Genomic DNA, 11,508 nt, shown 5'->3' with positions numbered 1-11,508 from the left:
CGTCGCCGACCCGGCGGGGGTTCGGGGTCAGGCGGTTCAGGCGGTCTCGCGCCGCCGCTGGGACCACATCTGGGTGGCCCGCTCGAAGTGCAGCGCGGCCTCCCAGCCGATCCCGGGCGGACCGGCCTCGGTGCGGAACGAGCGGGCCGCCTCGCGGGCCAGCTCCGGGTCCTTCGCCGCGCGGCCGGCCAGCTCCATCGCGAGGTCCTCGACCTGCTCGTCGGGGACCGCCTTCCACGCCAGGCCGATCTCGGCGGCGCGCACGCCGTCGACCTCCTCGCTGAACAGGCCCATCGCGGCGGTGGCCTCGCGGCCCGCCGTCCGGCTGCTGATGGTGAAGTAGCCGCCGCCGGGGTGCAGGCCGATGCGCAGGAAGCCGGCCAGCAGCCGGGCGGTCTGCGAGACGACGCGCAGGTCGGTGGACAGGGCGAGGTTGATGCCCGCGCCGACCGCGGCGCCGCGCACCGCGGCGATGGTGGGCACCTGCAGGGTGCCCACCCGGCGGAAGGCGGTGTAGACCGCGCCGAGCTCCTTGTACGTCCGGTCCTCGGCCTGGTCGGCGCCGGCCGTCCAGCGCCGCCGGTCCGCGCCGGAGCAGAAGGTGCCGCCCGCGCCGCGGACGACGGCGGCGCCGATGGCCGGGTCGGCGTCCACCTCGTCGCACAGCTCCGACAGCTGCAGCCCCATCTCGGGGGTGAGGCCGTTCTTCACGTCGGGGTTGTCGACGGTGAGCACGGCGATGCCGCCGTGCCGCTCCAACTGGATCTGTCCCACGCCGGGTGTCCTGCCTCTCTGCTCGTCGATCGGGGTCGGGGGCTACTCGCCCACCGGCTCGCGGGAGCCGGTGGTGCGGACGAGGACGTCGACGGCGGTGGCGCCGCGCCCGCGGGGGCCGACGATCAGCGGGTTGACCTCGAACTCGGCCAGCCGGTCGCCGGCGGCCAGCGCCGCCTGCGACAGCCGGACCACGGCGTCCACCGCGGCCGGCACGTCGGCGGGCTCGGCGCCGCGGAACCCCGCCAGCAGCGGCCAGGCCCGCAGCCGGCGCAGCATCGCCCACGCCTCCTCGGGGCTCACCGGCGCCAGCGCGGAGGCGAGGTCGCGGTACAGCTCGGTGGTGACCCCGCCCAGGCCCACCGTGACCACCGGCGGGAAGCCGTCGCGCCCCGCGGTGACGGCGAGGACCAGCTCGGTGCCCGGCGGGACGAGCCCCTGCACGAGCACCCCCTCGACGCCGGGCACGTGGTGCCGCCGCGCGGCGGCGAGCAGCTCGGTGAACACGGCGGCCGCGGCGTCCGGACCGACGCCCACCCGCACGCCGCCGACCTCGCTCTTGTGCGCCAGGTCCGCGGCGGCCAGCTTGAGCACGCCCGGGCCGGGCAGCGCGGCGACCGCGTCGCGCGCCGCCTCCGGGTCGGTGACCAGGACCGAGGACGGCTGGGCGATGCCGACCGCCCGCAGCAGCGCCGCGCCGTCCACCACGGGGGCGTCGAGCAGCGCGCGCACCGCGGCAGCCGGGAGCTCCGGGACCGGCGGCAGCGGCGGCGGGGTGCCCGGCGACCGGGGCGGGGCCAGCCGGGCAGCGACGCGGGCCAGGTCGCCGACCGAGCCGAACACCGGGACGCCGGCCTCGCGGAACACCCGCCGTCCCTCCACCGTGAGCTCCTGCCCGGCGATCCAGCCGACCAGCAGCGGGCAGGGCAGCGCGGCCGCGGTGGCGACGAGATCCTCGGCCAGCCGGGCACCGGCCTCGCCGACGACCATGGTCACCAGGACGGCGACGACGTCGACCGCGTCGTCCTCGGCGATGATCCGGCAGACGTCGCCGAAGGCCTGTGCACCGCGGTTGAACAGCTGGGCAGTGACGTCGACCGGGTTGGCCAGCGCGCCGAAGGGTGGGATGAGCGGGCGCAGCCGGGCCTGGGTGGCCGCGGACAGCTCGGGCAGCTGCAGGCCGACGTCCGCGCACTGATCGGCGGCCAGGCTGCCGGCCCCGCCGGAGGTGGTGACGACGGCGACCCGCGGTCCCTCCGCCGGCCGCCCGGCGGCCAGCACCGCGGCGACGGCGAGCAGCTCGTCGACGTCGTCGACCAGGGTGACGCCGTACCGCTGCGAGGTGAGCACGAAGGCGACGTCGTCGCCGAGCATCGAGCCGGTGTGGCTGGCCACCGCCCGGCGGCCGGCCGACGACCGGCCCGAACGCAGCACCACCAGGCGCTTGCCGGCCGCCTGCGCGCGGCGGGCCAGCTCGGCGTACGCGGCGCCGTCGCCGGTGGCCTCGACGTAGAGCATGAGCACCCGCACCGCCGGGTCGGCCAGCAGGTGCGCGGAGACCTCGGTGAGGTCCAGGTCGGCCTGGTTGCCGGTGCTGAACCACGCCTCCAGGCCCAGGCCCATGTCGGTGGCCAGGTCGAGCACCGAGCCGCCGACCGCGCCGCTCTGCCCGACGTAGGCCACCCCGCTGCCGGAGGCCAGCGGCCGGTCGGCGGCGGCGGTGAAGGTGGCCACCACCCCGGTGGGCGCGTAGAGGAAGCCCTGGCAGTTCGGCCCGACCACCCGGACGCCGGTCTCCCGGGCCACCGCGGCCAGCCGCTGCTGCAGCGCCACCCCCGCGGGGCCGACCTCGGCGAACCCGGAGGCGTAGACGACCGCCGCCCTCGCGCCGGCCGCGGCGGCCTGCCGGACGGCGTCCTCCACCCGCTCGGCGGCGACCAGGACGAGCACCAGGTCGACCGGGCCCGGCACGTCGGCCAGCGCCGGGTAGCACGGCTGCCCGACGAGCTCGGCGTAGTTGGGGTTGACCGGGTAGAGGCCGCCGGCGTAGCCGTGCTCGACGAGGTAGCGCAGCGGCCGGGACATCAGGTTCTCCGGCCGGCCGGAGATGCCGAGCAGCGCGATCCCCCGCGGCCGCAGCAGCGCGCCCAGCCCGTCGTCCTGCCGGCCCGGCGGAGGCGCGGTCATCGCAGGACGCCTCCTCGGGGGACGACAGGTGGACTCCGTGCAGCTAAGTTGACACCGACGTCGATGTCAACGGCCAGGCGCAGGAGGTGCCGCGTGCCCCGACCCGGTCCGCAGGCCGACGCGGCCGCGCTGCCCACGACCGAGCGCGGCCGCCGGATGCGGGCCCGGCTGCTGGCCGCCGCCCGCGAGGTGTTCGAGCGCGACGGCTTCCTGGACGCCCGGGTCACCGACATCTCCGCGGCCGCCGGCGCCGCGCACGGCAGCTTCTACACCTACTTCGGGTCCAAGACCGCGGTCTTCCGGGCGCTGGTGGCCGAGACGATGGAGGACCTCTACGCCTCCCTGGGCACCGCCGGCGAGGGCGGCCCGCCGGACGGCAGCCCGGCCGCCGTCGCGCGGCAGCGCATCGACGCGGCCAACCGCCGGTTCGTCGCCATGTACCGGGAGAACACCGCCCTCATGGCGCTGTTCGAGCAGGTGACCACGTTCGACCCGGAGGTGCGGGCGCTGCGCCGGGCCGCCCGCGAGCGCATGGTCGGCCGGGTCCGGCACAGCATCGAGCAGCTGCAGCGCGACGGCCTGGTCGCCGCCGACCTGGACGCGGAGTACAGCGCGCACGCCCTCGTCGCCATGGTCAACGGGCTGGTGCACTACTGGCTGGTGCTCGACGGCGGGTTCGAGCAGGAGCGCGTGGTCGCCACGCTCACCCGGCTGTGGGCCCAGGCCCTCGGCCTGCCCGCCCGCGGCTGACGCCCGCCGCCGGCGGCCCGACCGACCTGTCCTGCGTGGCGACCCGCACTCAGCCGGGGATCACACGATGCGGGTCGCGAGCGAGCCGATGCCCTCGATGCTCACCATGACCTCGTCGCCGGCCTGCAGCGGGCCCACCCCGGCCGGGGTGCCGGTGAGCACCACGTCCCCGGGCAGCAGCGTCATCGTCTGGCTCACCCAGGACACGCACGCGGCGACGTCGAGCAGCATGTCGGCGGTCGTGCCGTCCTGGCGCACCTCGCCGTTCACCGTCGTCCGCAGCGCCAGCGCCCCGGGGTCGAGCTCGGTCTCCACCCAGGGACCCAGCGGGCACGAGCGGTCGAAGCCCTTGGCGCGGGTCCACTGCTTCTCGGCGCGCTGCATGTCCCGCAGGGTCAGGTCGTTCGCGACCGTGTAGCCGAGCACGACGCCGGGCACCTGGTCGGCCGGCACCCGGGTGCACTCCCGGCCGATGACGACGGCCAGCTCGCCCTCGAAGTGCAGGTTCTCGGTGTCCGGCGGGTAGGGCACCTCGGCGTCCGGGCCGACCACGGAGGTGGAGAACTTGGCGAAGACGACCGGGATCTCCGGCACCTCGTTGCCCAGCTCGCGGGCGTGCTCGGCGTAGTTGCGGCCCAGGCACAGCACCTTGCTGGGCGCGACGGGGGCGAGCAGCCGGACGCCGGACAGCGGCGTGCGCTCCCCCGTCGTCCGGACGCCGTCGAACGGGTCGCCGTCCAGCCGCACGACGACGGCGTCCGCGCCGTCGCCCTCCACCAGGCCGTAGGACGCCGGGCCGCCGGCGGCCGGGGTGTAGCGGGCGATGCGCACGGTGTTCTCCTCAGCGGTCGGGTGCCGTGGGGCCGATCATGCCGGTCACGGCCGCTCGCCCAACAGCTTCAGGCCCAGGCTCATCAGCACGATGACCGAGGTGATCCGGAGCACGTGCACGCACAGCACCAGCGGGGCGTTGACGTTGGCGGCGGCCGACAGCGCGCCCATCTGGGCGATGCCGCCGGGCGCGGTGGCCAGCAGCGCGGTGTGCACGTCCAGGCCGGTGAACCGCCACAGCCCCCACGCCAGGGCCAGGCCGAAGACGAGGAACAGCACCACGCAGACGACGACGGCCACCGCGTGGTCCTTGAGGGCGGACAGCGCGCCGCGGGTCACCGTCTGGCCGAGCAGCCACCCGACCGCGCAGTAGACGACCCACTGCCCCACCCGGGGGATCTCGAAGGTGAGCGAGCTGCTCAGCTTGACGACGGCCACGCCCACCATGGCGCCGAGCAGCGGGGCGGCCGGCAGCTTGAGCAGGGTGGCCAGCGCCGCGCCGGCCAGCGCGGCGACCAGGGTGGTCGCCAGCGAGGCCAGGTTCACACCGTCGTCCGGTCGCGCGGCTCGGGCTGCTCGGCCTCCCGGCGCTGGCGGCCGACGGCCTCCAGCCGGGCCCGCACCAGGCGGCGCAGGTGCGGCACGAGCAGCGGGACGGCGACCAGGACGGCCATCACCGCGAGCAGCACCACCGACGTCGGGCGCTGCAGGAAGACCACCCAGCTGCCGTCGGAGATGAGCAGCGTCTGGCGCAGCGTCTCCTCACCGAGCGGGCCGAGGACGAGCGCGATGACCAGTGCCGCCGGGGACATCCCGTAGCGGCGCATGAAGAAGCCGAGGACGCCGCAGGCCAGCATGATGCCGACCTCGATGACGCTGCCGTTGACGGTGAAGGTCCCGACCACGCAGACCACCAGGATGATCGGCGCGAGCACCCGGAACGGCACCCGGGCGATGCTGGCGAACGCCGGGATGCAGAAGACGTTGACCAGCAGCAGCATCACGTTGCCGAGGTACATGCTGGCGATCAGGCCCCAGGCGAACTCCGGGTTCTGCTGCATGAGCAGCGGCCCGGGCTGCAGGCCCCACATGAGGAACCCGCCGATGAGCACGGCGGTGGCCGCCGAACCGGGGATGCCGAGGGTCAGCAGCGGCACCATGGCGCCGGCCGACGCGGCGTTGTTGGCCGCCTCGGGGCCGACCAGCCCGGGCATGGCGCCCTTGCCGAACCTCTCCGGCGTCTTGGAGATCGACTTCTCCAGGTTGTAGGACATCAGCGAGGCGACGGTGGCGCCGGCGCCGGGCGTGGTGCCGACGAGGAAGCCGAGGAACGAGCCGCGCAGCATGGGGCCGCGGGACTCCCGGCGGTCGGCCCGGGTCGGCCAGAAGCCCTTCGACCGGGAGCTGACGCTGAAGTAGCCGAGCCGCTCCAGGTGGCCGCCGCGCCACAGCGTGTGCAGCACCTCGCCGACGCCGAACAGGCCGATGGCGACCGGGATGAAGTCGATGCCGTTGATCAGCTCGGTGGAGCCGAAGGTGTAGCGCTGCTGGCCGCCGCCGATGTCGATGCCGACGGTGGCCAGCCCGAAGCCGAGCAGCGCCGACAGCGCCCCGAGCAGCCGGTTCTTGCCGACGATGACGATGAGGGTGAGCAGCCCCAGGATCACCACGAGGAACAGCTCGGGCGGGCCGAAGGTGGCCGCCACCGCGGCCGTCGCCGGTGCGGCGACGCTGATGAGGACCGCGCCGATGGTGCCGGCGACGAAGGAGGCGATCGCCGCCATGACCAGCGCCGGCCCCGCGCGGCCCTGCTTGGCCAGCGGGTAGCCGTCGAACGTGCTGGCCACCGTCGCGGACTCACCCGGCGTGTTGATCAGCACCGAGGTGATCGTGCCGCCGTACATGGCGCCGTAGTAGACGGCGGCGAGCATGACGACCGCACCGGTCGGGTCCAGGGTGAAGGTGATCGGCAGCAGGATGGCCAGGCCCGCCGACGGCCCGAGCCCGGGCATGACGCCGACGACCATGCCCATGAGCACGCCGGCCCCGAGCAGCAGGATGTTCTGCACGGTGAGCAGGGCCAGGATGCCCTGGCCGAGATCGTTGAAGACGTCCACGGCGGTGTGTCTCCCGTCAGAAGCGCGGCAGCAGGCCCGCGGGCAGCCCGGCGTTGAGGACCGACTGGAACAGCAGGTACACCAGCAGCGGGACGGCGAGGGCGACCACGACGTTGGTGACCGGGTGGCGGCGGTTGAGCAGGAACAGCGTCACCAGCAGGAAGAGCGCGCAGCTGACGACCATCCCCAGCGGGATGAAGAACACCAGCAGGAACACCACCGCGGTGGCGAGCACCAGCAGCAGCGGGACCGGGTGGCGGCCCAGGTCGGCGTCCCCGGCCTCCTCGTCGCCGGCCGCCCCGGTGCCCCCCGCGTCGTCCTCGCCGTCCACGGCGCCGGGCCGCAGGCTGGTGACCAGCGCCCAGAGCAGGATGACCAGCGCCGCGATGCCGATGACCCGGGGGAAGAAGCCCGGGCCGATGCGGCCGGCCGCCGTCCGCCACTCCAGCTCGAAGGCCATCTGCGTGTACCCGGCCACCACGACCAGCAGCACGCCGAGGAACAGGGACCGACCGGTGGGGCGGCGCCGGCCGCCCCGCCCCACCGGGCGGGACTCCCTGGAGGGAGCGGCGGTCACAGCGCGCCCTGCTCCTCGAGGATGGTGCGGAACTGCTCCTGGGTGTCGGTGAGGTAGGTGCGGAAGTCCTCGCCCCAGCGCAGGTCCTCGGTGAGGTAGTTGTCCTCGATGTAGGACTGCCACTGCTCGGTCTCGACGACCTGCTGCATCGTCTCGATCCACCACTCCTGCGCCTCGGCGGGGGCGTCCGGCGGCAGGATCATGCCGCGCGGCATGGAGGGGATGTTCTCGAATCCCAGCTCCTCGGTGGTCGGGACGTCGGGCAGCACGTCCAGCCGCTCGTCGGCGGTGGTGATCAGCGGCCGCATCTCGCCGGCCTCCACCTGGCCGAGGATCGAGCCGGGGTTGGACACCATCGCGTCGACGGCACCGGACAGCAGCGAGGTCTGCAGCTGGCCCTCCTCGTTGAAGGGCACGTACTCGACCTCGTAGCCGGACTGCTCGGCCAGCAGCGAGCTGACGATGAAGTCCACGTTCACCGTGCCGATGCCGCCGACGACCAGCCGGTCGGCCTGGGCGGCGGCCACCCAGTCCTCCCAGCTCTGGATCGGGCTGTCGCCGGGGACCAGGATGAGGGCGTCGTCGGTGGCGAACAGGCCGACGGGGGTGAAGTCGGTGGGCTGCCAGCCGGTGTCGGCCTGCAGCGGTGTGGTGATGAACGAGCCGGACGTCGTGGAGATGCCGTAGCCCGAGCCCGCCTGGCCGAGCAGGTAGCCCCAGCCGGTGGCCCCGCTGCCGCCCTCGCGGTTCTGCACCTCGATGTTCTCCGGGTACAGCTCCTCCTGCTGGAGGATGTCGACGATGGTGCGGGCCATGATGTCGTTGCCGCCGCCCGGGCCGAACGCGATGGTCCAGTCCAGCGGCTCGGACGGGTACTCCCCGGCGGCGGCCCCGCCGCCCCCGCTGCCGGAGTCCCCGGCACCGCAGGCGGCGAGCGGGATGGTGAGGACGGCCGCGGTGACGGCGGCCAGCTTCGAGATGCGCACTGCAGTACCTCCAGCCGGCGACTCTGCCGGGGTCGGGGCGGTCAACGGGTGGGCCGGGTCGGGGGCGGGCGGCACGCCGGTCACGACCACTGGAAGCTCGGGGGCCGCTTGGCCAGGAAGGAGCGGACGCCCTCGGCGTAGTCGTCGGTGTCGAAGGAGGAGTTGCGGATGTGCGTGGTGGCCTCGTCGTCGGCGAGCTGGCCGGCCACGATGCGGCGCACCATCTCCTTGCCCATGCGCACGCTGAACTGCGCCCGGGTGGTGATCAGCTCGGCGAACTCGTAGGTGGCCGGCTCCAGCTCCTCGACCGGGTACAGCTCGTCGAACAGCCCGAGCTCGAACGCCCGCCGGGCCTGGATCTGCTGGCCGGAGACGAGGATCCAGGTGGCCCGCGAGGGGCCGGCGAGGTCGACCACCCGCTTGGTGGACTCCAGGCTGTAGACCAGGCCGAGCTTGGCCGGGGTGATCGCGAAGCGGGCCCGCTCGTCGGCGTAGCGGATGTCGCAGGCCAGGGCCAGGCCGGCGCCGCCCCCGATGCAGTAGCCGTGGACCATGGCGATGGTCGGCTTGGACAGCCCCTCGATCGCCCGCTCGGCCGCGGCGACGTGCTCGTTGTAGTTGCGGGCGGCCTCGGCGTTCCCCCGCTCCCGCTCGAACTCGGAGATGTCCGCCCCCGAGGCGAAGGACTTCTGCCCGGCCCCGCGGAGGACGACGACCTTGACGCCCGGATCGGCGTCCAGGCCGGCCACCAGCCCGGGCAGGTCCCGGTACATGTCGATGCTGATCGCGTTGTGGCTGGCCGGCTTGTTCAGCACCACGGTGGCGATCGCGCCGTGCCGCTCGACGAGGAGGTGGTCGGACACGGGTCAGCGCTCCTGCAGGTCGGGGTGGGCGTCGTAGAGCACGCCCTCGGTGAACAGGTCCTTGATGTCGTGGTCGCCGACGCCGGCCTCGCGCAGCACCTCGGCGGTGTGCTGGCCCAGCCACGGCGCCGGGCCGCGCACGGCGGGGTGCAGGCCGGAGAACTTCGTCGGCGGGCCGATGGTGCGCATCGGGCCGATCACCGGATGGGTGACGTCGACGACCATGTCGCGGGAGAGCACGTGCGGGTCCTGCAGCGCCTCGTCGTAGCTGAGCACCGGGCCGCCGACGACGCCGGCGCGGTCCAGCCGGTCGATCCACTCCTCGGTCGTCGCCGTGGTCGTGATCGCCTCGATCGCGCGCTCGAGCTCGTCGATGTGCGCCATGCGGTCGGGCAGCGTGGCGAACCGCGGGTCCTGCGCCCACTCGGGCCGCTGCAGGACGTCGTTGACCAGGCGCAGCCACAGCCGGTCGTTGTTGGCGCCGATGACCACGTAGCCGTCGGCGGTGCGGTAGGCCTGGTACGGCGTCGAGCGGCGGTGCCGGGTGCCGGTGGGCTGCGGGACCTCGCCGTCGGCGAAGAAGGCCCCGGACTCCCACACCGTCCAGGCCAGGCCGGCGTCGACCAGCGAGATGTCGATGTACTGGCCCTCGCCGGTGGCCCGGCGGTGCATCTCCGCGGCCATGATCGAGTACACGGCGGTCACGCCGGCGGCGATGTCGTTGATCGCGATGCCGACCTTGGCCGGCTTGCCGCCGGGCTCGCCGGTCATCCGGAGGAACCCGACGACGCCCTGGGCCATGATGTCGAAGCCCGGCCGGTCCCGGTACGGCCCGGTCTGCCCGAAGCCGCTGATCGAGCAGTACAGCAGGTCCGGCTTCAGCGCCTTCAGCGCCTCGAAGCCGACGCCCAGCCGGTCGGCCACCCCCGGGCGGAAGTTCTCGATGACCAGGTCGGCGCCGCGCGCCAGCTGGTGGAACAGCTCGCGGCCGCGGTCGGACTTCAGGTCGAGGGAGACGCTGCGCTTGCTCCGGTTGGGCATCGCGAACGGGTAGCTCTCGCCGTTCACCTTGGGCGCCATGCGGCGGGAGTCGTCACCGGTGACGGGCTGCTCGACCTTGACGACGTCGGCGCCGAACTCGGCCAGCACCATCGTGCAGTAGGGCCCGGAGAGGAACCGGGTCAGGTCCAGCACCCGGAAACCGTCGAGGGGGAGCATGAGGTCCTTTCCCGCAATGTGGAATACGGTTCCGATTGGTGGGATGACCGTAGGGTGACGCGCGCCACAACGTCAAGGGACGCGTCCGGGTGACCCGCCCAGGAGCGGGCATCCTGGGCGGGGCGGTGCGGGGGCTCGGGAGGAGGCGCAATGGGAGGCGGGGTGACCGACGGTGTGACGCACGAGGGGGCCGGAACCGTGCGCAACGGCGTGCAGTCGATCGACCGGGCGGTGACGATCCTGCGCTGCTTCGACGCCCGCCGGCCGACCCTCGGCATCTCCGAGATCGCCCGCGCCACCGGCCTGTCGACGACCACCACGCACCGGCTGCTGGCGGCGATGCAGGCCAACCACCTGGTGCGCCAGACCACCGACCGCCGCTACGGCCTCGGCCCGCTGCTGGTCCAGCTGGCCCGCAGCGGGGCCCTGCCGACCACGCTCCGCGACGTCGCCCGCCCGGTGATGACCGCCCTGCGCGACGAGGTGGACGAGACCGTCGGGCTGCACGAGCTGCTGCCCAGCGGCGAGCGGGTGGTGGTCGACCAGGTGGAGAGCCACCACGAGCTGCGGCGCACCTACACCGACATCGGCGTCCCCATCGCCCTGCCGCTGGGCGCCCCGGGCAAGGCGATCCTGTCGGTGCTCCCCCGCGACGTGCAGGAGCGCTGCCTGGCCGGCCCGATCGAGGCGGTCACGCCGCGGACCGTCACCGACCCCGCGGCGCTGCGGGCCGAGCTGGTCCGGAGCCGCGCCCGCGGCTGGGCCGGGTCCAACGCCGAGCGCACCTCGGGCATCCGGGCGGTCGCGGCGCCGGTCTTCGACCACTCGGGGACGGTGGTCGGCGCCCTGGGCGTGTCGGTGCCGGCGGTGCGGATGGACGACGCCCGGGCCGAGGAGCTGGGCCGCCGGGTGGCGCGGGCGGCCTGGCAGGTCTCCGAGGGGCTGGGCGCCGCGACCGCCGCCGTCGAGGCCGCGGTGGAGCAGGCCGGGGGCCGGTGAGGGCCGGGCGGGCGCCCGCCGGGAGGCCGCCCCCGTGGGTCGCCGTACCACCCGTCACCTGAGGGGGCTAGCGTCCCGGGCCCATGAGCGAGTCTGCGAGCGGCCCGGCGGCCGGCGACCCCGACGTGTCCCTGCGCCACCCCGGGGGTGAGTTGCCCCTGCGCGTGGTGCCGGCCACCGAGGGGGCCAGTGGTCTGGACACCGGC

At 74.4% G+C, this 11,508-nt stretch carries 11 protein-coding genes; 2 read left to right on the top strand and 9 right to left on the bottom strand.

Features of this window, described 5'->3' with window-relative positions; translation table 11 throughout:
- Nucleotides 1–36 precede the first annotated feature (36 nt).
- Together CHB98_RS15635 and CHB98_RS15630 are read right to left on the bottom strand one after the other, a co-directional pair.
- Nucleotides 37–774, bottom strand: coding sequence for an enoyl-CoA hydratase-related protein (locus tag CHB98_RS15635; RefSeq protein ID WP_089306534.1), 738 nt, complete (start codon nt 772–774; stop codon nt 37–39).
- A gap of 42 nt (nt 775–816) precedes the next feature.
- The gene (locus CHB98_RS15630; RefSeq protein ID WP_089306533.1) at nt 817–2,961 is read right to left on the bottom strand and encodes an acetate--CoA ligase family protein; all 2,145 of its coding nucleotides are present in this window, start codon (nt 2,959–2,961) and stop codon (nt 817–819) included.
- A 93-nt stretch (nt 2,962–3,054) separates the two neighbouring features.
- Between CHB98_RS15630 and CHB98_RS15625 the strand changes: the two genes are divergently transcribed.
- Nucleotides 3,055–3,711 carry a TetR/AcrR family transcriptional regulator gene (locus tag CHB98_RS15625; protein WP_245821212.1) on the top strand — a complete coding sequence of 219 codons (657 nt, stop codon included), beginning with the start codon at nt 3,055–3,057 and terminating at the stop codon, nt 3,709–3,711.
- Between the two features lie 60 nt (nt 3,712–3,771).
- On the opposite strand, the gene CHB98_RS15620 is transcribed toward CHB98_RS15625, so the two are convergent.
- The 7 genes from CHB98_RS15620 to CHB98_RS15590 all read right to left on the bottom strand — a co-directional run bounded on the left by CHB98_RS15620 (nt 3,772) and on the right by CHB98_RS15590 (nt 10,303).
- Complete coding sequence (locus tag CHB98_RS15620) at nt 3,772–4,542, bottom strand: fumarylacetoacetate hydrolase family protein (RefSeq protein WP_089306531.1); 771 nt, start codon at nt 4,540–4,542, stop codon at nt 3,772–3,774.
- A 45-nt stretch (nt 4,543–4,587) separates the two neighbouring features.
- The gene (locus CHB98_RS15615; RefSeq protein ID WP_089306530.1) at nt 4,588–5,088 is read right to left on the bottom strand and encodes an AbrB family transcriptional regulator; all 501 of its coding nucleotides are present in this window, start codon (nt 5,086–5,088) and stop codon (nt 4,588–4,590) included.
- Entirely contained in the window at nt 5,085–6,659 is a 1,575-nt protein-coding gene (locus CHB98_RS15610) for a tripartite tricarboxylate transporter permease (protein ID WP_089306529.1), read from the bottom strand. The genes CHB98_RS15615 and CHB98_RS15610 overlap by 4 nt, the downstream gene beginning before the upstream one ends.
- Nucleotides 6,660–6,675: 16 nt before the next feature.
- Nucleotides 6,676–7,236, bottom strand: coding sequence for a tripartite tricarboxylate transporter TctB family protein (locus tag CHB98_RS15605; protein WP_089306528.1), 561 nt, complete (start codon nt 7,234–7,236; stop codon nt 6,676–6,678).
- Nucleotides 7,233–8,222, bottom strand: a complete 990-nt coding sequence (locus CHB98_RS15600; protein WP_089306527.1) for a Bug family tripartite tricarboxylate transporter substrate binding protein — start codon at nt 8,220–8,222, stop codon at nt 7,233–7,235. Before CHB98_RS15600 ends, CHB98_RS15605 begins: the two co-directional genes overlap by 4 nt.
- 80 nt (nt 8,223–8,302) lie before the next feature.
- Nucleotides 8,303–9,085 carry an enoyl-CoA hydratase-related protein gene (locus CHB98_RS15595; RefSeq protein WP_089306526.1) on the bottom strand — a complete coding sequence of 261 codons (783 nt, stop codon included), beginning with the start codon at nt 9,083–9,085 and terminating at the stop codon, nt 8,303–8,305.
- Between the two features lie 3 nt (nt 9,086–9,088).
- Nucleotides 9,089–10,303 carry a CaiB/BaiF CoA transferase family protein gene (locus tag CHB98_RS15590; RefSeq protein WP_089306525.1) on the bottom strand — a complete coding sequence of 405 codons (1,215 nt, stop codon included), beginning with the start codon at nt 10,301–10,303 and terminating at the stop codon, nt 9,089–9,091.
- A gap of 162 nt (nt 10,304–10,465) precedes the next feature.
- On the opposite strand from CHB98_RS15590, the gene CHB98_RS15585 reads away from it, so the two are divergent.
- Entirely contained in the window at nt 10,466–11,302 is an 837-nt protein-coding gene (locus CHB98_RS15585) for an IclR family transcriptional regulator (protein WP_218822387.1), read from the top strand.
- Nucleotides 11,303–11,508: the final 206 nt, after the last annotated feature.

This window comes from Geodermatophilus pulveris (assembly GCF_900188375.1).
GTDB classification, from domain to species: Bacteria; Actinomycetota; Actinomycetes; order Mycobacteriales; family Geodermatophilaceae; genus Geodermatophilus; species Geodermatophilus pulveris.
The sequence above is the reverse complement of the archived record's forward strand: the minus strand, read 5'-3'. Positions and strand labels throughout refer to the sequence as shown.